The organism is Polyangium fumosum (genome assembly GCF_005144585.1).
Lineage (GTDB): Bacteria > Myxococcota_A > Polyangia > Polyangiales > Polyangiaceae > Polyangium > Polyangium fumosum.
Genome location: NZ_SSMQ01000095.1, coordinates 16,706 through 38,014 on the forward strand (window position 1 = coordinate 16,706; position 21,309 = coordinate 38,014).

Annotated in this window: 19 protein-coding genes; 14 read left to right on the forward strand and 5 right to left on the reverse strand. The window is 69.0% G+C overall.

What is annotated here, in order from left to right:
- Positions 1-8 precede the first annotated feature (8 nt).
- On the forward strand, positions 9-1,391 hold the full coding sequence (locus E8A74_RS46725) for an aldehyde dehydrogenase family protein (RefSeq protein WP_136935662.1): 1,383 nt from the start codon (positions 9-11) through the stop codon (positions 1,389-1,391).
- Positions 1,392-1,731: 340 nt separating this feature from the next.
- Here the strand turns inward: E8A74_RS46725 and E8A74_RS46730 are convergent, their stop codons facing one another.
- Together E8A74_RS46730 and E8A74_RS46735 are read right to left on the reverse strand one after the other, a co-directional pair.
- The gene (locus E8A74_RS46730) at positions 1,732-2,547 is read right to left on the reverse strand and encodes a metallophosphoesterase family protein (RefSeq protein WP_136935663.1); all 816 of its coding nucleotides are present in this window, start codon (positions 2,545-2,547) and stop codon (positions 1,732-1,734) included.
- A 7-nt stretch (positions 2,548-2,554) separates the two neighbouring features.
- Positions 2,555-2,878 (reverse strand): BolA family protein, encoded by a 324-nt coding sequence (locus E8A74_RS46735; protein WP_136935664.1) that lies wholly within the window; start codon positions 2,876-2,878, stop codon positions 2,555-2,557.
- A 65-nt stretch (positions 2,879-2,943) separates the two neighbouring features.
- Between E8A74_RS46735 and E8A74_RS46740 the strand changes: the two genes are divergently transcribed.
- The 4 genes from E8A74_RS46740 to E8A74_RS46755 are packed head-to-tail and all read left to right on the forward strand — an operon-like array spanning position 2,944 to position 9,785.
- Positions 2,944-3,447 (forward strand): hypothetical protein, encoded by a 504-nt coding sequence (locus E8A74_RS46740; RefSeq protein ID WP_136935665.1) that lies wholly within the window; start codon positions 2,944-2,946, stop codon positions 3,445-3,447.
- Positions 3,447-7,805, forward strand: a complete 4,359-nt coding sequence (locus tag E8A74_RS46745; RefSeq protein ID WP_136935666.1) for a hypothetical protein — start codon at positions 3,447-3,449, stop codon at positions 7,803-7,805. The genes E8A74_RS46740 and E8A74_RS46745 overlap by 1 nt, the downstream gene beginning before the upstream one ends.
- A gap of 43 nt (positions 7,806-7,848) precedes the next feature.
- Entirely contained in the window at positions 7,849-9,369 is a 1,521-nt protein-coding gene (gene malQ / locus E8A74_RS46750; protein WP_136935667.1) for a 4-alpha-glucanotransferase, read from the forward strand.
- Entirely contained in the window at positions 9,366-9,785 is a 420-nt protein-coding gene (locus tag E8A74_RS46755) for a TFIIB-type zinc ribbon-containing protein (RefSeq protein WP_136935668.1), read from the forward strand. The genes malQ and E8A74_RS46755 overlap by 4 nt, the downstream gene beginning before the upstream one ends.
- A 327-nt stretch (positions 9,786-10,112) precedes the next feature.
- Here E8A74_RS46755 and E8A74_RS54405 read toward each other — a convergent pair whose 3' ends face one another.
- Entirely contained in the window at positions 10,113-11,063 is a 951-nt protein-coding gene (locus tag E8A74_RS54405; protein ID WP_136935669.1) for an NHL repeat-containing protein, read from the reverse strand.
- Between the two features lie 222 nt (positions 11,064-11,285).
- Here E8A74_RS54405 and E8A74_RS46770 point away from each other — a divergent pair, with 222 nt between their 5' ends.
- From E8A74_RS46770 to E8A74_RS46780, 3 genes are all read left to right on the forward strand, one after another.
- Positions 11,286-13,436 (forward strand): SBBP repeat-containing protein, encoded by a 2,151-nt coding sequence (locus tag E8A74_RS46770; protein ID WP_170229904.1) that lies wholly within the window; start codon positions 11,286-11,288, stop codon positions 13,434-13,436.
- Between the two features lie 94 nt (positions 13,437-13,530).
- Entirely contained in the window at positions 13,531-14,073 is a 543-nt protein-coding gene (locus E8A74_RS46775; RefSeq protein WP_136935672.1) for an inorganic diphosphatase, read from the forward strand.
- A gap of 423 nt (positions 14,074-14,496) precedes the next feature.
- Positions 14,497-15,144: a hypothetical protein gene (locus tag E8A74_RS46780; RefSeq protein WP_136935673.1), complete on the forward strand. Its 648-nt coding sequence runs from the start codon at positions 14,497-14,499 to the stop codon at positions 15,142-15,144.
- Here the strand turns inward: E8A74_RS46780 and E8A74_RS46785 are convergent.
- Entirely contained in the window at positions 15,141-16,361 is a 1,221-nt protein-coding gene (locus E8A74_RS46785; RefSeq protein ID WP_136935674.1) for an LA_2272 family surface repeat-containing protein, read from the reverse strand. The two genes, E8A74_RS46780 and E8A74_RS46785, sit on opposite strands and share 4 nt — an antisense overlap.
- 101 nt (positions 16,362-16,462) lie before the next feature.
- Between E8A74_RS46785 and E8A74_RS46790 the strand changes: the two genes are divergently transcribed.
- The 3 genes from E8A74_RS46790 to E8A74_RS53515 all read left to right on the forward strand — a co-directional run bounded on the left by E8A74_RS46790 (position 16,463) and on the right by E8A74_RS53515 (position 19,207).
- Positions 16,463-16,837 (forward strand): hypothetical protein, encoded by a 375-nt coding sequence (locus tag E8A74_RS46790; protein ID WP_170229905.1) that lies wholly within the window; start codon positions 16,463-16,465, stop codon positions 16,835-16,837.
- Positions 16,838-17,210: 373 nt separating this feature from the next.
- Positions 17,211-18,668, forward strand: a complete 1,458-nt coding sequence (locus E8A74_RS46795) for a hypothetical protein (protein WP_136935676.1) — start codon at positions 17,211-17,213, stop codon at positions 18,666-18,668.
- A gap of 374 nt (positions 18,669-19,042) precedes the next feature.
- Positions 19,043-19,207 carry a hypothetical protein gene (locus E8A74_RS53515; RefSeq protein ID WP_170229906.1) on the forward strand — a complete coding sequence of 55 codons (165 nt, stop codon included), beginning with the start codon at positions 19,043-19,045 and terminating at the stop codon, positions 19,205-19,207.
- A 66-nt stretch (positions 19,208-19,273) separates the two neighbouring features.
- On the opposite strand, the gene E8A74_RS46800 is transcribed toward E8A74_RS53515, so the two are convergent.
- Entirely contained in the window at positions 19,274-19,603 is a 330-nt protein-coding gene (locus tag E8A74_RS46800; protein WP_136935677.1) for a hypothetical protein, read from the reverse strand.
- A 393-nt stretch (positions 19,604-19,996) separates the two neighbouring features.
- On the opposite strand from E8A74_RS46800, the gene E8A74_RS46805 reads away from it, so the two are divergent.
- From E8A74_RS46805 to E8A74_RS46815, 3 genes are all read left to right on the forward strand, one after another.
- The gene (locus E8A74_RS46805) at positions 19,997-20,350 is read left to right on the forward strand and encodes a hypothetical protein (RefSeq protein ID WP_136935678.1); all 354 of its coding nucleotides are present in this window, start codon (positions 19,997-19,999) and stop codon (positions 20,348-20,350) included.
- Entirely contained in the window at positions 20,347-20,613 is a 267-nt protein-coding gene (locus E8A74_RS46810; RefSeq protein WP_136935679.1) for a hypothetical protein, read from the forward strand. Before E8A74_RS46805 ends, E8A74_RS46810 begins: the two co-directional genes overlap by 4 nt.
- Before the next feature lie 279 nt (positions 20,614-20,892).
- The gene (locus E8A74_RS46815) at positions 20,893-21,198 is read left to right on the forward strand and encodes a hypothetical protein (RefSeq protein WP_136935680.1); all 306 of its coding nucleotides are present in this window, start codon (positions 20,893-20,895) and stop codon (positions 21,196-21,198) included.
- Positions 21,199-21,309 lie beyond the last annotated feature (111 nt).

The window sequence follows — 21,309 nt, forward strand, 5'->3', positions numbered from 1 at the left end:
TGCTCCCCATGCTGGAGCTGGTCGTCGACAATCCCTACACCCTCGACGTGGCCGTCAGGCGCCCGCTCGCCGAAGCCGGTGAGGTGGACCAGGCCCTGGAGGCCGCCCGCGCCGCCGCCCGGGCGTTCGCCGGGGCGCCCGTGAAGGACCGGGTGGCCCTCTGCCTCGCGGCCATCGCGCGGATGGAAGAGCGGGCCGAAGCGATCGCAGCCGACATCACCGCCATGATGGGCAAGCCCCTGCGTCAAGCGCGTGGCGAGGTGGGCGGGATGGCCAAGCGAGCCCGGTACATGGCGAGCATCGCCGAGGCCTCCCTCGCAGACACGGTCTTGCCGCCCCAGGAGGGCTTCGAGCGGCGGATCACGCGGGCCCCGCTGGGAGTCGTGTTCAACCTGCCCGCATGGAACTATCCGCTGCTCACGGCGGTGAACGTGGTGATCCCGGCCGTGCTCGCGGGGAACGCGGTGGTCCTGAAGCACTCGCCGCGGTCGCCGCTCTGCGGAGAGCACTTTGCCGACGCGCTGCGTGACGCGGGGGCGCCGGCCGGGCTCGTCCAGGCGCTGCACTGCGATCACGAGATGGCAGGGCGCATCGTGGCCGATCCACGCGTGGACCACGTGGCGTTCACGGGCTCGGTCGCAGGCGGGCACAAGGTGTACGCAGCGGCCGCAGCCGCGCGCTTCGTGGACGTGGGTCTCGAGCTCGGCGGCAAGGACGCGGCGTACGTGGCAGCAGACGCCGATCTCGACAAGGCGATCGAGAACATCGTCGACGGCGCCTGTTACAACGCAGGCCAGAGCTGCTGCGCCGTCGAGCGCGCGTACGTGCACCGGAGTCTCTACGACAAGTTCGTCGAAGGGTGTCTCGCGCTGATGAAGTCCTACCGTCTCGGCGATCCCACGGCCGCCGAGACGACCATGGGCCCCATCGCGCAGCCGCATCACCCAGCGTTCATCCAAGCACAAATCGATCGCGCAGTCGCCGCAGGCGCGCGGGTTCTCTTGGGAGGCAAACGAACGCAAGTCGACGGGCGCGGGCGGTTCTTCGAGCCAACCCTGCTCGTGAACGTCGACCCACGCATGGACGTGATGCGAATCGAGACGTTCGGCCCCGTGCTGCCCATCACGCCCGTGGACTCGGACGAGGAGGCCGTGGCGCTGGCGAACGACAGCGATCTCGGCCTGACAGCGAGCATCTGGACAAGGGACCGAGCACGCACCGAGCACCTCGCAAAGCAGCTCGACGTCGGCACCGTCTACATGAACCAGTGCGACACGCTCGACCCAGCCCTGCCCTGGACCGGCGTGAAGGACAGCGGCAAGGGCTCGAGTCTGTCCGCGCTCGGCTTTCTGCACCTGACGCGGCCAAAGGCGCTGAACTTCAAGCTTTGAGAGCGCGGGGCTCTGCCCCGCACCCCGGAAGGGGGCTGTCCGCCCCCTTCACCCCGGACCAGGCACGGCCTGGACCGAGGGTGGAAGAACTGCGCGATGCGCAGTTCTTCCAACGGGCCCGTGGCAAGACTGTGGGGGTGGTTTTCAAGCCAGCGACGAGGGCGCTGCCGGTTGAACCCGTAGCGTCGCGGTCTTGGTTGGCAGGATCGTCGCCGGTCTTGACGCTGGCTGTTCGATGAACTGCGCGGAGCGCAGTTCATCGACCCTGGGTCCAGCGCCTCGCTGGTCCAGGTCCAGGGGTGGACAACCCCTGGTCGGGGTCCGGGGTGAAACCCCGGCGCTACGTCGCCGCTTCGAACTGGTACGTCGCGCGCTCGGCGCCTTCGACCTTCACGACGACGCGGTTGGGTTCGAGGTGCACGATGGCGTGTGCGGCGGCGGGGCGGCCGGGGGCGTCGTCGTCGAGGTTTTCGATGAGGCTTTGCAGGGTGACGAAGGGGATGCCGTCGATCACGTCGAGGTGGTTCCAGTGCAGGTGACCGTTGAAGACGGCGCGCACGACGCCGCTCTCGCGCAGGAGGGTCCGGAGTGCGCGCCGCTCCTCGACGAGACAGATGTGTGGCGCGCCCTCGAACCAGCGGTTGCCGCGGAGATCCTGATCGGCTGCGCTGTGGTGCATGAGAACCACTGTTGGTGCGCGCGTCGCGGCGAGATCCTCGCGTAGCCAGCGGAGTTGCTCCTCGCCCACCGTGACGTCGTGATCCTTGCGCTCGCGCGTGTGGAGCACGATGAAGTGGAAGCCGCCGCGATCGAACGCGTGGTAGAGCCGATCGAGATCGGGACGCTGCCAGACGGAGAGGAGCTCCGACGGCGAGAGGTGCGCGGTGTCGTGGTTCCCCGCGACGTTCACGAGCTCGGCGCGCGCGCTGCGGAGGAGGTGGATGCACGCGGCGTAGCGGGCGAGGTCGGCGTCGTGGTCCTCGTCCTCGATGTCGTCGCCGAGGTTCACGACGAGGTCGGGGTGGACGACTTCGTTCATGCGGGCGACGAAGGCTTTGGCGAGGCCGGGGGCGCTGCGGGTGAGCTTGCGCAGCTTGCCCGCGAATCCAGCTTCGGGGCCGAAGTGGAGATCGGTGATCAGGCTGAGCGTGAGCATGCCGATCTCAGGACTTGTCGTGCTTCGAGCCGCCGAGACAGGGCGGCGACTGGAAGCCTGGGGCGCCTTCGGCGTCGAACTGCGCGGGCGTGAGCGCGCGGATCGTGAGCGCGTGCAGGCCTGAGCGCAGCTCCGTGGCGAGGGCTGTGTGCACCTTGCGGTGCCTGTCGATGGTGCCGAGACCCTCGAAGGCGGGGCTCACGATCAGCACCTTGAAGTGCGTCTCGGAGCCTGCGGGCACGTTGTGGTTTTTGCTCTCGTTCTCGACCGTGAGGAACACGGGCGCGAGGGCCTCGGAGAGCTTCTGCTCGATCCTCTCTTGACGCGACACGCGGCGAGCTTAGCCCGGATTTCGCATCTCTCCCATCCTGCTCGGGCCTGGGTTACAAAGGCGCGATGACACGCTTCCCCCATGCTTTCTTCGCGCGCGTCCTCTGCGCCTCGGGGCGCTCGCTCGTCTTGTGCGCGGCCCTGCTCGCCGGCTGCAGCGACGAGAGCGACGACACCACCACGGAGACGACCACGACCGATCCGCCCACGATCTCCATCAAGAGCCCTTTGGAAGGCGCCTGCGTCTCGATCGGCGAGGTGCCGGACGTTCGGATCCCCTTCTTGCTCGACGTCAAAGCGCTCTTGCTGCGGCCGCCCGGGTACTGCGGCGACACGAAGGCGTGTGGACACCTTGAACTCTCGGCGAACGGCAAGGTGGTCGGCCGCGGCTCCGGGACGGTCGTGGAGTTCCCGATGATCGGCGTTGCGAATCGGTACGACACGTTCGACGTGGAGATCGTCGTCGTGGATGACGGGGGCGCGCCGCTCGCCGGCGGTGAAGGGAGCGTGCTCCGCGCGACACGGACGATCACGACGGCGGCGTCGTGCGACAAGGGCGGAGGTGCGTGATGCGGGTGCGACGCGAGGACCGCGGGAAATGGGCTGTGCGCGCGGTCGTCTCCGGGATGGCCTTGATCCTGGCTGCCGGGAGCTGCGTCGCGCCGCCTCCACCCAAGACGATGTCGACGTCGGACGTCCGCTGCGACAAGGCTGCGCTTGCCACGTGTGAGGGCGCGATCGTCGCGGCCGCGCGGGAAGAGCGGGATCCGACGGCGCTGATCGACGCCTACGCTGCGGCGCGGGCCGAGCGTGACGCCGCCGATCGGTGGGCCTCGCTCTGGCGTGACGCGAAGTCCGATCCGAAAGCGCGCGCTGCGAAGTCGGTCGTCTTGCGCGAGCAGAGCGGCAGCGACACGCCTTCGCCGCGGGTCTCCGCGCGAAAAGGAGCCGTGGAGATCCGGACCGGGCCGCTGCCCCGCCCGGCGTCGATCGACGCGTCAGCGCTGCTCGCCGCGATGGGTGCGTCGCTCGGCTGGGAGACGATCGCGCGCGTCCCTGCCGACACGAAGACGTTCACGGAGATCTTCCCGAACGATCCGCTCCGCCCCTTCATGGCCGGCCTACCGCCCGTCGTGCAGGACATCGTTTCGCGTGATCCCGAGGGGATCCTCGATCTCGATCTGGAGATCGCCCAAGCGGTCCGACGCGCCGCCGAGCACGCCGCGAGCTTCCGCTACGTCAACGCAGCCGGCGAGGCCGATCGCCTTTCGAACCTGCTCGAAAGGCGCAACGCCGCGAGCGAGCGCAAGCCCTCGCATCCTTCCGAGGAAGCCGAGCCCGTGCTCCGCGGGAGGTACTTGCTCACGCTGCTGGAGAGCGCCGGCATCGCGCTCGAACCTCCGGCGGGCGCCTCGATCTCGCCGTACCCGAACGCTCGTTCGAGTGGCCCCCCCGGGCCGGACACGTTGCGCGACGGCACGCCATACGGCCACCTCCTGCGCGTCCGCGCCGCGGAGGACGACGGCGCGACCTGGAAGGTCGTCGGCGACGCCATCCTCGCGGCCGTGCCGGAAGGCAACCGCGAGGGGATCCGCGCGCTCTTTGGCCCGCGAGAGGCGTGCGTCGCCGTGCCGCCGCCGAGCTTCCAGGGGCCCGACGATCTGGCCTTCGCGTATTCGATGGGCCGCTCGCTCGCGCCTTCGCTCTCGCTCGACACGACCCGGAAGAACCTCCTACCGCTCGCGGCGTGGTTGCCCCGGTACGACGCGTTCGTGCGCACGGTGGGCGAGGCCCGCACGACCTGGACCCACGCCTTCGCGTTGACGCAGCAGCGCGGCGAGCTCTCGGGGATCTCGCTCGCGCAGACGCCCACGTATCGGCGTGCCTCGATGCTCGTCTCTGCGCACCTGGCCGCGCTGTCGCAGCTCCACCAGGCCCACCCCGATCGCACGCGCTCGATGAGCGTGGTCACGCTCGCGTACGCCCCCGGCCTGGTCTCCGACCCGGCGCTGCGCGACGCGCTCGTGGATCTGCTGCGACGCATGATCGAGGATCGGTTCGCGCGCGCGAAGGACGCCCCCGAGGTCTTCGAGGCCGCCTTCACCGGCGCGCTCGCCGCGACAGCGTACCCGGCCGCCATCCAGAGCGCGTTTTACACAGGCCTCGTCGGCGCGTTCCGCAAGAAGCTCGACGGGGATCTCGCGCGCCAGAGCGGCTGGGGCGTGGCCGGGCTCTTCACCGCCGACGTGCTCGTGCGCATGCTCCTCGGCGAACGACCCGATCTCGACGCGGCCGCGGCCCGGGTCGGGCAAGCCCTCGCCGATCCGTCCGTCGCCCGGCGCCCGCTCGCGCGCCTCGCCGCCAGCGTGGCCCGTTACCTCGCGCTCGGCAGCGCCGGCAAGCTCGACCCCGACGCCGCCGATCCGGCCCGCTTCCCCGCCGATCGCAAGGCCGCGCGGGACGCTCTGCGCGAGAGCCTCGCCGGCCTCGGCGAAGGCGCGGAGCCGATGCCCGCGGCCCTGCTCGACGACGTGGTGACCCTTGGCGATCAAACGATCACCGCGCTCGCGACGATCCTCCTCGACAAGCCTGCCGGCTCCGAGCCGAAGTGCGGCGGCGCGAAAGGCGGGCCGAGCCCCGCGGCGCGCCGCGTCCTCGCGCGGATCGGCGACGTGCGGAGGCGGATCCTCGCGAGCCCCTCGTATGCCAAGGGTGACGGCGCGACGATCCGCCGCGCGCGGCTCGTCGTGACGATCCTGTCGGACGCGATCGACGTCGCGTCGCCGCGGAAGAACAAGGCCGCGCCCTTCGCCTTCGTGATCCCGGCGGCGGACGCCGACCGCGCCTTTTCGGCCGGGCTCGCCGCGTGGGAGGAGCGCGCGTTCGCCGACGCGATCACGTCGATCTACGGCCTCGTGCGGACCTACCTCGCCGAGCCCAAGGCCTCGTCGATCGACGCGACCCGCGTGAGGAGCCTGCTCAGCGCGCTCGCGGCGATCTTCCGTGATGAAAGCGCAGGCACCTCGGTCGGCCTGCTCGACGCGCTCGCCCGTGCTGCCGCGGTGGAGACCCCGCAGGGCGGGCTCGACGCGCTCCTCGTCTCGCTCGCCGGCACCTTGCGGGCCCAGGGCAAGCAGGATCAGGCTGACTTTTGCCTGCTCGGCGGCGTGCTCGTCTCGGTCGCCACGGACAAGCCGCCGCCCGACGCGGCCATCGCCGCGGCGTCGAGCGGCGCCTCCGAGCTCGGCTGGGCCCTGCGTTTCGCGCGCGAGGTCTTCCGGGCGCGGCACGGAGAGCCGCCGCGGCCGAGCGAGTACGCCGAGGGCATGCGCGGCGCCGTCACGCGCGCCTGCGAGGATCCCGGGGCCGCGGACGCCGTGGTCTCCGTGATGGACGCGATGCGGCTCGCGAACACGGGCGACCGCGCGAAGGCGCGCGAGAAACTCGACGCGTTCCTCGCGAAGGCCGAGTCGAGCGGGCTCGTGATGCCCCGCATGACGTACCGCTACGAGGAGAAGACCGTCTCCAAGGTCCTCAACGTGATCTTCGACGTCTCCTTCGGCGCGGGCTTGCTCGAACGTTCTTCCTCGTTCCAGCTCGGCCTCGGCGTGCGCTCGCCCCGCAAACCCGAGGGCTCGTTCGCCGCGTACCTCGCGCCGATCGCCGGCCCCGATCGCGACACCGAGGCCGCGCGGTACTACGTGCACGCCTCCGCCGTCGCCGCCGCCTACCACTTCCTCGACGGCGACGTCGATCGCGGCGCCTCCGCCGCGTCCCGCGCGATCGACGCCGCGATCTTCGGCGCGCGCCTCGGCGGCCGATCGCTCGGCCCGGCCGATCCGAAGACCCTCGCCGTCGACGCGCGCGCCGTCCTCGCCGTCACGGCCGTCCTCGCCGCCGACGCCGGCATGCCCTTGCTCGCCGGTGATCTCTGGTCACTCGTCCGCGCCACGCTCGACGAGGACACGGACGACGCCGCCCTGCGCGAGATCCTCTCGACGACGCCCGTCGCCTTCGCCGGCATGCCCACCGCAAAACCCCTGCTCGATCGCGCCGCGCGTGCCCTCGCCGTGCTCGGCGAGCCCCTCGCCTGCACCGAGGACAAGGTCGAGCTCGGCGGCTACGAGGCGCCTGCGTGTGACACCTACTCCCTCGCCCTCTCGCTCCGCGCGGGCGGCGCGCTCCACAAGCTCCCGCGGATCCGGCGCGGCGACACCGGCAAGGCTTGCGGCGGCCCCCTGCCCGCCCTCGATACGTTCCTCGGCGGCATGGACGAGAAGAACTACGACCCCGACGCGTTCACCCGCGCCACGCTCGATCTCGCCTCGGCCGGCCGCGTCTACGACGCCGCCATCCTCCTCGCCCGCCAGCGCCAGCCGAGCCACTGCAACCCGAGCCTCCTCGGCGCCGCCCGCTCGATCGGCCGATCGAAGCTCCTCGGCCCGAGCTTGCGGGCCGACACGCTCAGCGTCGCCGTCAACTGCGCCCCCCTCGAAGACGCCGCGCTCGACGATCTCGCCGCGCTCGACGCGGACACGGCGGCCCTCGCCGATCGCAGCCGCAACCTCTCCGTGCTCGTCTTCGCGACCGAGCTCGGCCTCACCCGCGACCGATGGGATGTGCTGGCCAAGCTCGCGAGGAGCCCCACGTTCGTCTCGCGATGGGTCGACACCAGCCCGCAGGCATCGCTCTTCGCCCTCGTCCTCGCGCACGCCGTGGCGATCCTCGCGAAGGAGCCCACCCTCGCCGAGCCCGCTTCGCGCTCGTACGATCTCTTCTGCGTCACGCTCCCGCCCGCCGACAAGGCCGCCTGCGAGGCGATCCGGGCCCTCGGTCAGCCGGAGGGAGATCCCGAGGCCCAGGCCAAACGCGCGCGCGAGGCGGTCTCGGCCGCGCTGCAAAGGATCACGCAGAAGGCCCGGCGGTGATATCGTCCGCCCGCTTTTTGGCCCGCCCTGAGGAGACGCTCGCATGACCCAGGCCCAAGACAAACCCCGCCGCGAGGCGGGCATCCTCCTGCACCCGACCTCCCTGCCCGGCCCCTACGGCATGGGGGATCTCGGCGCCTCTGCGCGGCGCTTCCTCGACTGGCTGGCCCAGGCCGGGCTCGGCCTCTGGCAGGTCCTGCCCCTCAACCCGACCAGCAACAACTGCCCCTACGTCTGCTGGTCCGCCTTCGCCGGCAACCCGCTGCTCGTCGACCTCGTCCGGCTGCACGAGCTCGGCCTGCTCGACGCCGCGGACCTCGCGCACGACTTCACGCCCGCGAGCGTCGTCGACTTCGACGCCGTGCGCGCCTTCAAGGAGCCGCGCCTCGATCGCGCCGCCGAGCGCCTCCTCGCGCACCCCGAGCACCCGCTGCGCAAGCCGCTCGCCGCCTTCCGCGAGGCCGAGGCCTCGTGGCTGGAGGACGCCGCGCTCTTCTGGCTCCTCTCGCGCAAGAACGGCGGCAAGGCCTGGTGGGACTGGGAGCCCGCCCTGCGCGACCGCGAGCCCGCGGCGCTCGCCAAGGCCCGCGCCGAGTTCGCCAAGGAGATCGAGCGCGAGATCGCCATCCTGTTTTTCTTCGAGCACCAATGGTCGGAGCTCCGCGCCTACGCCCACGCCCGTGGCGTGCGGATCGTCGGCGACCTGCCGATCTACGTCGATCGCAACAGCGTCGACGTCTGGGCGCACCGAAGCCTCTTTCACCTCGACGAGCTCGGCACGCCGCAGACCGTGTCGGGCGTGCCGCCGGACTACTTCAGCGAGACCGGCCAGCTCTGGGGCAACCCGATCTACCGCTGGGATCGCATGGCCGAGGACGACTTCTCCTGGTGGCGCGCCCGCCTCCGCCGCGTCCTCGCGCACACGGACATCGCCCGCATCGATCATTTCCGCGCGTTCGCCGCGTACTGGGAGATCCCGTTCGGCGCCCCCGACGCGCGCGGCGGCCGCTGGGTGAAGGGCCCCGGGCTCGCGTTTTTCCAGGCGCTCGAGCGTCACGGCAAGATGCCGCTCGTCGCCGAGGATCTCGGCATGATCGACGAGGCCGTCCACGAGCTGCGCCGCGCCGCCGGCCTGCCTGGCATGCGCGTCCTTCAGTTCGCATTCGGCGGCGACGCGGACAACACGCACCTGCCCCACAACCACGAGCCAGACAACGTCGTCTACCCGGGCACCCACGACAACGACACCACCGTGGGCTTCTGGCACGCGACCGCGCCGCACGTGCGCCAGCACGTGCAGCGTTACCTCCGCGTGAGCGGCCAGGACATCGCGTGGGACTTCATCCTCGCGGCGTTCGCCTCCACCGCGAACACAGCGATCATCCCCATGCAGGACGTGCTCTCGCGCGGCAGCGAGGCGCGCATGAACAACCCCGCCACGACCCGCGACAACTGGCGCTTCCTCTTGCACGGCGACGTCTTCCGCCGCGAGACGGCCATGCGCCTGCGCGAGCTCGCCGATCTCTACGGACGCCTGACAACGCCGCCCGGAGCTGCCCGATGAGCGAGCAATACCGCCTCGCCTCTCCGCAGTGCCCGCTCTGCGCGGGCCTGCTGCAAGAACGCCCCACCCCCGGCGCCGTGGTCGACGTCTGCGCCGACTGCCACGCCGTGTGGATCGACTGGTTCGACGGCGACGTCTCCAGCGTCGCCTCGGCCGTCGAGGTCCGCCCGGCGGTCCCGCAGGCGCGCCCGGGGGCTCGCACCTGCCCGCGTTGCCGCGACACCCTCGCGCCCGAGCACCTGCGCGGCCACGGCCCCGAGATCCTGCGCTGCCCCGGCTGCGCGGGCGTCCTCATCCCCTCGACGATGCTCGCCGAGGTCGTGGCCCTCGGCCCGATCGAAGACACCTCGCCCCCCACGCCGGAAGAGGGCCTCTTCCGGCGCATGCTCAACGCCATCCGCGCCCTCGGAGCCTAGCGCTGGGGCTTTGCCCCAGGCCCCAGCAGGGGCTGTCCGCCCCTGCACCCGGACCAGCCAGGGGCTGGACCCGGGGTCGATGAACTGCGCGATGCGCAGTTCATCGAACAGGCCCGGTCAAGACCAGCAGCGGCGTTGCCAACCGAGACCGCCGCGCTGCGGGTTCGGCTGGCAACCTGGGTTCTTCGTGGGCCTGTTTGAAAAACTGCGCACCGCGCAGTTTTTCAACCCTCGGTCCAGGGCCGTGCCCTGGTCCGGGTCCAGGGGTGGACAACCCCTGGTCGGGTCCGGGGTGAAACCCCGGCGGCGCCACGCTGTGCCCCTCCCCTACTTCGGCGGCGGTTCGACAGGTGCGAACGTCGTCGAACCGGCGCCCCAGAACTGGAGGTTCGGGTTCCCTGGGATCGCGATCGGCGTCGACGTGACGCTGGTGCCGTTTGGGTTGAAGGTGAGTTCGAAGAGGAAGCCTGAGTTCGTGAAGCCGTAGACGCTGCCTGCCCAGAAGGCGATTCCGAAGACGTCCGAGTTTCCGACGGGGCCCCAGTTCTTCACGAGTGCGCCTGTCTTCGGGTTCACCTCGATCAGACAATCGTCGCAGCCGTTGCCCTTCACCGTCAGGTACGTCCCGCCGCCCTTCACCGACACGATGTCCCCGCTCGACGAGTAGCCGCCGCCGATCGAGCCGACGGTCGTCATCACGCCGGTGACCGTGTCGATGCGCACGTACGTCGCGTTCTCGTAGCCGACGAGCACCTCGTGGTTCGGATCGAGCGTCCCTGCCGGCACGAACGAGAGCGAGTTCGGGTAGCTCCCGCTCGCGATCTCCGTGCACTTTGCGGTCGTCTTGTCGATCCAGTAGAGCCCGTAGAAGCTTGTCCCGACGATCTTCGAGTCCTTGTCGATCGCGATGTCGATGACGTCGCCGCAGCCCTCGAAGTAGCCCACGACCGAGACTTCTTTCGTGTAGGGCTCGAGTTTGTAGAGCCGATCGGGGCTGTGCCCGAACACCTCCGCGGGCAGCTCCGGGTCGGGCGTCCCGCCGTCGGTGGGGAATTCGAACCCGCCCGCGCCGCCGTCCCCGCCTGCGCCCCCTGGACCTGCCGTTCCTCCCTGTCCGCCCGTGCCGCCCGTGCCGCCCGAGCCCCCTTGCCCTTGCCCTGCGTCGCCACCTTGCCCGCCCGTGAACGTGCCGTCCGTGCTCGCGGCCGAGCAACCGAGCATGAGCGCCGAAGCGGTGAACAAGGCGAACGAAGAAAAAAGGAAGAAGGCTCTTTGCATGGGCAAAACTCCGCGAATTCGTCGTCCTTCGCGGACGCCGATCCAGGAACGTAGGAGACCAGACCCCCTCCTGGGCGTCAAGCCGCGCCCCGGACACGATTTCCCGAAGGATTCTGGCCCGAAACGGCGGGAAGCGGCCGGGGTATTGTGGATGGCCTTGCAATCAGTAATGTGACGGAAACTCGGGATCACTCCCCTCGGTCTACGCCGGAGGCTTCAGACATGCTTCGCCGATCGCGACTCCTTTCTCTTTCTTTCCCCACGATCACGCTCGCCTTGCTCAGCGCCGTCGCTGGCTGCGGCGAGCCCACACCCGACACCACCGGCGGCGTCGCGCAGGGCGGCGCCGGCGGCACTGGAGGCACCGGTGGGATGGGCGGTGGTGGGATGGGCGGCGGCGGCACGGGTGGCCAGGGCGGCCAGGGCGGCGGTGGGATGGGCGGCACCGGCGGCATGTCCGGCTGCACCCTCGGCACCACGCAGCCCTGTTACGCCGGGCCCGACGGCACCCAGGGCGTCGGCCCCTGCAAGGCCGGCGTGCAGACGTGCGAGCCAAACGGTGAGTTTGGCGCGTGCGTCGATGAGGTCCTGCCCGCGGCCGAGACGTGCAACGGCGTCGACGACGACTGCGACGGCAACGTCGACAACGATCCGAGCTGCGTCTGCGTGCCGGGCGACATGATGGACTGCTACGACGGACCCCCCGGCACCGCCGGCACGGGCGTCTGCGTGGGGGGCAAGGCCACGTGCGCGGCCGACGGCCAGTCCTACGGCCCGTGCGTCGGGCAGGTCCTGCCCTCGGCCGAGACCTGCAACATGCAGGACGACGACTGCGACGGCGTCGTGGACGACGGCATCGGCTGCGCTTGCGCGCCGGGCACGAGCATCAACTGCTACACCGGCCCCGACAACACGAACGGCGTCGGGCTCTGCAAGGGCGGCAGCCAGACCTGCCTCGCGGATGGAACGGGCTACGGCGCCTGCATGGGCGAGGTCCTGCCCTCGCTCGACAACTGCGCCTCCCCGGCGGACGAGGACTGCAGCGGCGCGGCGCTCGCTTGCACGGGCGACCACGTCGTGAGCAAGCAGTTTGGCGGCGCCTCGAACCAGGTCGGCATGGACGTCGCGGTCGACGCCCAGGGCAACGTTTACACGATCGGCCACTTCGAGGGCTCGATCAACATGGGCGGCGCCATCGGCACGCTCACGAGCGCGGGCAGCACCGACGTCCTCGTCGCGAAGTACGACCCCATGGGCAACGTCCTCTGGGCGAAGCAGTACGGCAACACGGCGGCCCAGGTCGGCAACGGCATCGCGGTCGACGGCGCGGGCAACGTGTACGTCACCGGCTCGTTCCAGGGCTCGATCAACTTCGGCATGGGCGCCATGACGAGCGCGGGCGGCGACGATCTCTACGTCGCCAAGCTCGACACGGACGGCACCTTCCTCTGGCAGCGGAGCCTCGGCAACACCGTGACCCAGCAGGGCATGGACATCGCGGTCGACGCGACGGGCGCGGCCTACGTGACCGGCCAGTTCTCGGGCGACATCACCTTCGCCGGGCAAATCCAAAACGTGGCGGGGCTCGACGCGATGCTCCTCAAGTACTCGAGCACCGGCGGCGCGCTATGGGGCAAGGGTTTTGGCGGCACGGGCACGCAGTTCGGCTACGAAGTCTCCGTGACCCCCGCGGGTCAGGTCACGTTCGTCGGCGCCTTCCAGAACACCATCAGCTTCGTCGGCAACACGCTCACGAGCGCGGGCGACTATGACATCGTGGTGGCTCGGTTCGACGCCGCCGGCACGCATCTGTGGAGCAAGGGCTACGGCGACGCCGCGAACCAGCGCGCGTTCGCCGTGGCCACGGATCCCACGGACGGCTCCGTCGTGCTCACGGGCGAGTATGCCGGCTCGTTCTCGTTCGACGGCGGCATCACCACGCTCACGTGCGCGGACGGCACGGACAACGTCGACGGGTACATCGCCAAGCTCGACATCATGGGTAACCACGTCTGGAGCAAGTCGTTCGGCAACCTGACCGCGCAGCGCGGTCAGGGCCTCGCGATCGACGTCTTTGGCAACATCGTGATCACCGGCGAGTTCTTCAACCAGGTCAACCTCGGCGGCGGCGCGGTCGTCAGCGCGGGCGGGCGTGACGTCTTCGTCGGCAAGCTCAACCCGAGCGGCGCGCAGCTTTGGCTCGACCGGTACGGCAGCGGCATGCTGACGAACCAGTCGGGCGAGTCCGTCGCGATCGACCCGCAGACGAACACGTGGGTGACGGGCACCTTCGAAAACATCATCGACTTCGGCGGCGGCCCCTTCACGTCTGCCGGCGCGACCGACATGTTCCTCGCGAAGCTCGCTCCCTGAGGATCCTCCTGGGGGCTCGCCCGAACGAGCCCCCTTCGTTCCACGCTTGGGGCTACGCTCGGGCGAGCCGAGCTACGCCCAAACCCCCGAGACCATGCACCCTCTTCACGATATTCACGTCGTCCCTTCCTCCATCGCAGAGTTCGTCCCTGCGGTCGTCGAGATCCCCCGTGGATCCAAGCTCAAGTACGAGCTCGACAAGCGCACCGGGCTGCTCATGCTCGACCGTGTCCTCTACTCGTCGGTCCACTACCCTGCGAATTACGGGTTCATCCCGCAGACGCACGCGGGCGACGGGGATGCCCTCGACATCCTCGTGCTCATGCAGGAGCCCGTGCATCCCCTAACCATCGTGCGCGCCCGGCCCGTCGGCGGGTTTCGCATGCGGGACGACAAGGGCGTCGACGACAAGATCATCGCGGTGGCGATCGATGATCCTGCGTATGCCCATTACGAGGAGGCGACGGAGCTGCCGTCGCACGTCCTCGCCGAGATCCGGCGATTCTTTCAGGACTACAAGATCCTCGAAGGCAAGATCAGCGAGGTCGACGATCTCTACGATCGCAAGCGCGCCCTCGACGTGATCGCCGAGTCGATCGCGACCTATCGGAAGGACGCGGCCTGGGGCAAACCCTGACAGGACGCTGCGCGGAGGCGCGGAGCTGGGGCTTTGCCCCAGGCCCCACCCGGGGCTGTCCGCCCCGGGACCCGGACCAGCCAGGGGCTGGACCCAAGCTCGATGAACTGCGCGATGCGCAGTTCATCGAACAGGCCCGGGTCAAGACCAGCAGCAGCGTTGCCAACCGAGACAGCCGCGCTGTGGGTTCTGCTGGCGCCCCGGCTTGTTCGTCGGCCTGTTTGAAAAACTGCGCGGAGCGCAGTTTTTCAACCCTGGGTCCAGCGCCTCGCTGGTCCGGGGTCGAGGGGGCGGACAGCCCCCCGCGGGGACCGGGGCAGAGCCCCGGCGCCCACCTTGTCTCCTCGAACCCTCCACCCTACCTCCTCGGGCGCCACGGAACGTTCGGCGCCCTTCGGGCGTCCATCCATCGAGGCCGAGGTCATGATGGAGATCATTCTCGTTGTGGGGTCCCTGCTCCTGCCGTCGCTGCTGTACGTGGGAGGCCGTGTCGCGGGGCGTGATGTGTGGGGGCTCGTCCTTTCGCGGTACGAGAAGCGCGGCGGCAGCGCCTACCGCGCCGCCGAGGTGCCGGTCTGGGTGCCTGGCAAGACGCCGTGGTCGGTCAAGCTCGCCGCGATTACGAGCTTCCTGCTCGGGCAGATGGTCATCCCGGGGGCGCTCGCGGCGCTCGTGGGGCTCGTCATCAGCCTGGAGATGCTCGGCAGGCCTATCGAGGCCATGGAGCCCGCCATCCTCATTCTCACGCTCTCGGCGCCGAGTGGCCTGTACGTCGCCGGGTCGTTGCTCGGGCTCGGCATCCTCATGCTCCGCCGCGGCCCGGACGCCGCTGCGCGGGCCCGCTGGGTCGGCCGCTGGTCGGCCCTCCACAACGTCCTCTTGGTCGCGGCGCTCCTCGTCTTGTGTGGCCCGAAGCGCGACATCGTGCCGATCGTCGCGTATGCATTCGTCTCGCTCGTGCACGCGGCGCTCCTCTTCGCCGCGGCCCGGGCGCTCGATGCGCACGATGAGGCGCAGGCCGGGGAAAACCTGCCCGCGCCGGGCGAGACGGCTCCAGCGGCTGCCGGTTAAAGCTCGATCCCTGCCGTCCCCTCCGGCAGGAGGGAAAAGCGCAGCGAATCCGATCCCTGCACCGCCATCGCCACGCCTCCCCCGATGAACGGCACGAGCCGTTTGGCGATCTCGAACGAAACGAGCACGCGCGCCTTGTACAGCTCGTCGTGTGTCGTGAGCGGCACGCCCTCCGCGAAGAGCCGGTTTCCCGCGAGATCCCCGGCCACCGCGAATCCCTCGGCGATCGGCACGCGCGCGCCCAGCGTGAGCCCTGCCGTGAACGCAGGTTGCCGTTTCCCGTCGGGGAGCGGCCGGTTGTGGAGGCCGATCCCGAGGATCGAATACGCATACGCGCTCGCGAACTTCACGCCGAGGTTCGCGAAGATCGAATTCGACCCCCAGATCACGGGGTGGACGCCGCCGCGCCGCGGAATCGGCAGGAGCCCGAGCGACTCGCCTTCGAGCTTGTCGGTGATGTTCAGGACCCCCACCTGCACGCCTTTGATCCGGCGCGCTACGTTGATGAGCCCGATTTGCACGCCGCGCACCTCGGCCGAGACGTTCACGATTCCGAGCTGCAGGCCGTCGACGCGCCCGATGTTCGTCCCGCCCGCCATTTGCAGCCCGCGGACCTTTCCGCGGGCGACTGAAACGAGCCCGCCGACGAGGACCCCGTCGACATCGGCGTACACGTAACTCGCCATGCCTGCGAGCGCGAGGCCGGTCATCCGCCCGCTCGTCCACCCCATGAGCCCGGCGATTTGCGCGCCTGCGAAATCGCCTCGTGCAATGGAAAAGATGCCATCGAGCTCGAGCCCCTCGGCGCGTCCATCGACGACGTGCGCGAGCCCGATCTGCGCGCCCCGCATATCGTACCCGACCCAGCCCACGGGCCCGATCTGCAACCCGCCGAGATAACCGATCCGGCCGAGCACGAGGGCCAGGTCGAGGTGGGTAAAGATGTCCGGCGCGCCGGCATTCGTGGCGATCGGATACATGAACCCGACGTTGACGGGTTGATACCGGACGCTCGAAGGCGATGGCGGGGGCGGCTCTTCGAGGACGAGGGGCGGAGGATACGCCGGGTCGGGGAGCGGCGCGGGCGCGGGCGCGGGAATGGCGACGGGAGCGGCTTCCTCAGCGGCCGCGGCGGCGGTGGGCAGGCCGAGGGCGAATGCGACGGCCGCGGCGAGCATTCTCCTTGCGGGAGTGGTGGGATCGGGACGCGGCGTCATGGCGCGGGATGGAGCGTAGCCGGTTTCGAGCGCGTCGCGAAGGGGGATGCGGAGAGGCCGATCGCTTCTCGTGCCAGGACGTCCCGTGTTACTTCTATCGGGTGATGCGAAACCTCTGGCACGGAGCGCTCTTTTCTTTGTTGCTCGTCGCGTGTGACCCCGCCGGTCACCTTCGGGTGGTCGTGGTGCAGGGCGGCGCGGGGCCCGATCGGGAGCCCATCGCGGATGCTTCGGTATGGCTCGACTGTCCGATCGGCGAAAGAACGAAGCTTCAGCCGATGCGAGCCGCAGGGCAGTTCTACGGCATCCAGATCCCAGCCGTGGATCTCGACTGCGTCGTGACCATCGAGACGCCCGACGGCGGAGGCGGTCGGTATCGCGTGCGGGATCTTTGCATCGACGAGCCGCTGCGCGAAGGCTACGGCTGCAGGGACGCGTTTCTCTACGTCGCCATTGCGCATGGCCCCGGGAGCTAGGGTGTAGCATCGGGGGTCATGAAGAATTCATGGGGGTGGTGGCTCGTCGCGGGCGTCGTGTTCGTTTCGGCGTGCAGGCATGCTCGCCGGGCTTGTCGGCAACGGCTGGGGGCTTCTTCGTCGACATGGTAGCCGGGCTTGTCGGCCAGGTAGCCGGGCTTGTCGGCCCGACGGGGGAAGATCAGTTGCCGCTCGCTCCCCTTCACTGCGCCCACGCCAGCCGGGCGGCAAACAGTCGTTCGATCCGCGTGGAGCAAGATTCCGACGATCGCCACGCGAGGAGCGTGCTACGTCCCCGCGCGAAATTTGTCCTAGGTGTTACCCCGGAGACTCCATGCGACTGCATTGCAGATACAATATGAAAAATGCATCAATGATCGTGCCGGTTCTCGCCTGCGCCCTCGCTGCTTGCGGTGGTGAGCAGGCGGGTGATGGAATCGAATCCATCGGCGTGAACCAGGAGGCGCTCAACCAGAGCAGCATCACCGTCACCGTGGACTCGAGCATGACCAGCAAAGAGCGGTGCCGCGTGCCTTCCTCGATGTTCGACAGCCTGCACGCCAATACCTATCAGCCGCCTAGTTACGATACGACCAAGTTTCATAGAGGAGAGCAGCTTCTCATCAAGCGCGGCACTACGCTCCGAGGCCTCTGTACCGTGGACGGCGTGGCGAGCTCCACTAGCGACATCCAGGTGAGCCAGACCCTCTTCACCAACCGGGTCGCGCTCGCCGGCGAGACGACCTCGGCCACGGGCGTCACGGTGTCGAACGAGTACGCGTCAGGGGTCGTGCCCGCGATCGCGGAGCCGGCGACGACCCTCTCGGCGGTGAAGAACAGCTCGTCGAACAAGGTCCGAGAGTTCCTGTCACGCGACGCGAACACGAAAGTGGTCTACACGGCGCCCCATCCCTTCGAGGACTACACCTTCGACCAGGTGGAGGGCATCTACAACCACAACCCGACGCGAAATGGCGCCTGGGTGGTGGGCATCAACAGCAACGATTTCAGCGCAGACGCCAAGTTCCACATCACCTCGGCCGACATCAGCTGGCGCAGCTTCCCCTTGCTCGAAGGCTTCGTGGCGAACCCGGTCAATTACTCGGTGTCGTTCCACCGACATGCGTGCCCGGGCGTGGACATCCAGGTCGGCGGCAGTATCTCCTCCTACTTCCGGCAGGGCGTCGCGGAGATCCTCAGCGAGTACTTGCAAGGGGAAGGGCTCGACATCGCGTGGTCCAACACGAGTGGATGCGATCTCGATGGCAGCAACCAGTTTAATTACGTCAATTGGCTCGGGTTGAACGGCGGCGTCCAGATCGAGCAGAGCCCTGCCGTGCTCGACAACACGACGCGGCGCGAGAAGGCGAGGGACGCCGTCCGCTCGGTCTACGACTGCTTGCTGGACCCCGCCGACGATTCCGACGTACACGATCCAATAAGTGGCTATCAGACCGTCGTCTACGCCACGGACGGCGACTATGCGACCGACGGCGAATGCCCCCGTTTCATCGGTGACATCGAGGTTCCGTCGACCCCCTTGAACCGCCGGAAAGAGGTGATCACCGCGGTGTGGAGCTGCGAGGTTGGCGACACGGCGCACGTCGACATCTACCTCATACCCAGCTACGGCTACGCGTTCCGCGTCGGGGGAGGCATGATTGAGCACGTGTTGACCTCGGATATGAACTGCGACTCCGTGAAGGTTACCACGGGCCCCACTCCCTGGATCGAACCCGAAATCTACGGCGGCGCCACGTACCGCGCCGTCATCCGCGCGAACAGCAGCACCGGCCAGCCGAAGGGCGCCGTGTTCGCCATTCAATGGTGATTCTCGCCGCCCGGTGGCTCCTGGGGCGCCCCCCGTCGTAGTGACGTGCGCCCCCGGGGCTCCGGGGCCGTGGGGGTCGTCCCCTGCTCTTCCTTATGTTTCGACCGGCCCGATGGTTCACCAGAAGGCGCATGTCCCGTTCTGGCGGCGGCCAACGCGGCAAGTGGCTTGCCGACGGCAGCATGCGTAGCGCGCGCGGCATCGGTCGATGCCTCTCCCTCCGGGATCAGCGCGAGCAGCTTCCCGGCAGCGTTGTGCGCGATGCCTGCGGCCTCCACGTCGCCCGCGGCTGCGGCCGTGATCTCCCCCTGCACGATCTGCGAGGACGACAAGATTCGTGCGCAATGCAAGCCCCCGCCGCCCGAGGTCTGAGCATGGGTCGCATCGCAAGCCGCCGCGCCGGGGCGCTGCCCCGGGCCCCGCGGGGATCCAGAACCCAGCGCACGATCAAGCTCATTGGATGCAAGGAAACCGCGACGTATACGTGCGACGTGAAGAAGGGCGCGCGCACCGAGATCGAATGCAAGCCCAAGGGGTGACGCCGACGACGACGCGCGCCGGGTCGTGGGCGCTCGCCCCCGAGGGGATTTGACCCGGCGCGCGCCTCAAGGGCAATCGCGGATCAGGGGGTACTTGTAGAAAAACGGCGCGGTTGCGTGGAACGGCTGCCAGCCGCTCGCCAGGGCCCCCGCAATCATCTCGCGGACCATCGCCGGCGTCACGGCCGTCTGATGCGGGCTCAACCAATTGTCCGGTCGGCTGACCACGAGGTCGACCATGAGCACGCTTCCGGAGACGGCGTCGCGCGGCTGAATGGCGAGCGTCATCGACGTTTGGAAGGCCGCTTGATTGTACGTCGGCTTCTTCCGAATTCGGAAGGCATCGTCCGTGTCGCCCACGCGAACGACCCTGCGGCCTTTCCTGGGAATTGTCATGGTGTCCTGTGTAGGGCTTTGCCTGCCCCGCGGCACGCGTTTTCCGGTTGTCGGCGACTTCTTCCGCGGCTCGGTGGCCATGAAGTCCAAGATCGAAGGCATGGTCGCCGGGCTCGTCGGCAACGGCTGGGGGCTTGGTCGACAGGGTCGCCGGGCTCGTCGGCAACGACTGGGGGCTTGGTCGACATGGTCGCCGGGCTTGTCGGCAACGGCTGGGGGCTCCGTCGACATGGTCGCCGGGCTTGTCGGGTAGTGGCCGGATATCCGTGAAAGTGGCTGGATGACGATCCGGCGTGCGCGGCGTGATCTACGCTTGTGCAAGACGTCGCCCCGATGGCGCAGACACACCACCGGGGCGACTTGACGCAACCACGCTCACACGAGGTCACGCCCATGCACGATCTGTCATGGCCCGGCTCATACGGCCAAGAGAACGATCCGCCCTGCCCGCCCGCCGAACCTGAGACGCCGCGCCGTCGCAAGTCGGGCGCGCTCATGCTCTCCGAGGGCGAAGCGCGCCACGTCCGCGTCGCCGTGCGGAAGCTCCGCCGCGCGTTCGGGAGCTTCCGCGCGCTCTCCGCCATGACGGGGATCCCGGCGAGCGCGCTCCGCCGTGCCGCGAACCCGAAAAGCTCGCCCACGGGCACGCTCGCGATCCGCATCGCCGCCGCCGCTGGCGTCGCGGTCGAGGTGCTTCTCGGCGGCAAGCTCGTCGTGACCACGCCCGTCATCGGGAGGGCGGCATGAAGCGCTCCCGCGTGAGGGAACGTGAGCGCCTTCGGGCGCCCGTCGAGACGACCGACCCGGTCGCGCTGGCGGCCTACGCGGGCGGGCTGCGCCCCGTCGTCGCGAGCCTTCGGACGCTCGTCGAAGATGCGACCGCAGCGCCGTCGCAACGCGTCCACGCGCGCTCCTACCTGCGTCGGGAGATCCTCCGCGGCATCCGCGAGCTGGAAGCCCGGATCGACGCCGCTGCGATTGTCCCACAGCACTCTTCCGCCACCATTTAGCCTCATCCCGAAAAGCGCACGATCGTGCGCTTTTCGAACTTCCCTCTTCAAAACGGACGTGCTTTCCATGGCCCTACCACGTACCCGGAGTGGTTCCGGTCACATGGCACGGCTTGCCTTCGGACAAGCCGAGGACTGCGAAGTAGAAGGGCGAGCCGCGGAGCTTCGCCCCGTCATGCTCGCCCGTCATCCCGTGGCAAGGATGTCGGTGACCATGTCAGGGCGGCGGTCCTGAGTCAAGGGGCCGGATATCTGCGCGCTTGCCCATGAGGACAACGCATGGGTTTCGACGATTTGAAGCGCAATTATCAGGCCGCAGCCGACGCGGCACACGCCGCTGCAGAAAAGCAAGAGGCTCAAGTAAAAACGAAGAAAGAGGCCGACGAAGCGGAGCGCAAAGCCTGGCCAGCCGCCTTGGAAGCGGCCATGCCTGTGATCAACGCAGTGGCAGAGGAGGCGGCAAAGACGATAAAAGGGTTCCACATCGCTCCAAGGCAGGTGCCGACGCTCGAAAGGAATGCGCCGTTTCAACACGGCAGACCGAACGACAAGCACCATTACAATGAAGCCCATGGTGCGTCGTGAGGAGATCGACCAAACGGCCGGGACACCGGTTCGAGGGTCGGTCTTGCGCTGCACGTCTCCAACGGGTGAGAGTCCCGTCCGGGTAAGCGCCGGAGCGCCCGGTAGCAGGCC